Raw genomic sequence first — 1710 nt, 5'->3', positions numbered from 1 at the left:
GGGGTGGGGGCTGGAGTTCGCGGGGCTGGTTGCGGTTGGCTGTGTGGTTTTTAGAAGCTTTTTACGGCCTTCGGTCATGGTTGTGCCGGTTCGGGGTTCGGGGCGGCGGGTGTGTTTGTCGGCCGCCGGTTTACGCGTTCACAACCCCGCCGCGCCTCAGGCCTCTTCCACTCCGGCAAGTCGGAACAAGAACCAGATCGAGATCACAGGAAAAATCAACTGCACAAGCGAGATCAAGAGCCAGATCAAGGTCAAAAACTGTGATGAAGCTTGCCTTTTAACCTGAGCCTGATCGTTTGGCCCGAGGTTCTTCAACGCCCTGACAAGCGGCGGTCTCCGCGTGATGCTGGTGTTCGACCAAGAACGCACCGCATCCGGGAGACCGCCGTGCCTAGTTTTGCCGATCTGTTCCGCCGCGTCGAGGCCGGTGGGGACCTGGAGACTCTGGCGGAGTTCCGCCGGGGGTTGCATGCCTGTTTGCAGGCGCGGGCGGATGAGTTGTTCGAGCTGACCGAGGCGTTGTTGTGCGCTCCCGGGCCGGTGCGGCAGCTGGTGGATCTGGCGCTGGCCGTCGAGCACCGGCGCGGGCACGGGGCGCTGTATGACGGGATCAACGCCGGGCGCATCGAGGTAGCCCGACTATCCACGCTGCTGGCCAATCTGCCGGTGCCACGCACCGGCGACGGGCGGATCGTGCTGGCCGTCGACGTGTCGAACTGGCTGCGTCCAGATGCGGTGACTAGCCCGGACCGGGCCTTCTGCCATGTCCGCAACCGTGGCGGCGGCTCCGCGCTGACGATCCCGGGATGGCCGTACTCGGTAGTGGCCGCGCTTGAATCCGGCCGCACCTGCTGGACCGCGGTGCTGGACGCGGTCCGGATCACCCCGGCCGATGAGGTCGCCGAAGTCACCGCCACCCAACTGCGCCGGGTGGTGCAGCGCCTGATCGAGGCCGGGCACTGGAGCCACGGCGATGCACCGATCACCATCTGCCTGGATGCCGGCTATGACATCCCGCATTTGGCATACAGGCTGGCCGATCTGCCGGTGCTGCTGGTCGGACGGCTGCGCAGCGATCGGGTGTTCCGCTTCCCCGCCGCCAGCGTCGGCCCGCGCGGTGGCCGCCCGGCCATCCACGGCCCGGCCTTCGCCCTGGCCGATGCCAGCACACACCCCACCCCGGCAGTCACCACCACCAGCGACACCCCACGCTGCGGCACCGCCACCGCCACCTGCTGGGACCGGCTGCACCCCCAACTGACCCACCGCAACCGCTGGGCCGACCACGACGGCCCCCTACCGGTCATCGAGGGCACCATCATCCGACTGCAGGTCGACCACCTGCCCGGGAACCGCCACCCGGCACCGATGTGGCTGTGGACGGCCATCACCGGCGCCGACCCGGCCCAGCTCGACCGCCTCTGGCAGGCCTACCTACGCCGCTTCGACATCGAGCACACCTTCCGGCTGTTCAAACAAACCCTGGGCTGGACCGCCCCGAAGATCCGCTCACCCCAAGCCGCCGACCGCTGGACCTGGCTGGTCATCGCCGCCCACACCCAACTACGCCTGGCCCGACCCCTTGTAGCCGACCTGCGCCACCCCTGGGAGAAACCCGCCGCACCCGGCCGCCTGACCCCGGCCCGCGTCCGCCGAGGGTTTCGCAACCTGCGCCCGATACTGCCGCTACCAGCCAGCGCACCCAAACCC

2 protein-coding genes are annotated in these 1710 nt (G+C 68.2%); both read left to right on the top strand.

Annotated elements, in window-relative coordinates; all coding sequences use genetic code 11:
- Positions 1 to 286, top strand: a 286-nt coding sequence (locus IZR01_RS51905; protein WP_228561453.1) for a hypothetical protein, incomplete at its 5' end; no start/stop codon positions are given.
- Positions 287 to 387: 101 nt separating this feature from the next.
- Positions 388 to 1710, top strand: a 1323-nt coding sequence (locus tag IZR01_RS49060) for an NF041680 family putative transposase (protein WP_194927875.1), incomplete at its 3' end; no start/stop codon positions are given.

Source organism: Catenulispora pinisilvae, from assembly GCF_015356865.1.
Classification (GTDB): domain Bacteria; phylum Actinomycetota; class Actinomycetes; order Streptomycetales; family Catenulisporaceae; genus Catenulispora; species Catenulispora pinisilvae.
The sequence above is the reverse complement of the archived record's forward strand: the minus strand, read 5'-3'. Positions and strand labels throughout refer to the sequence as shown.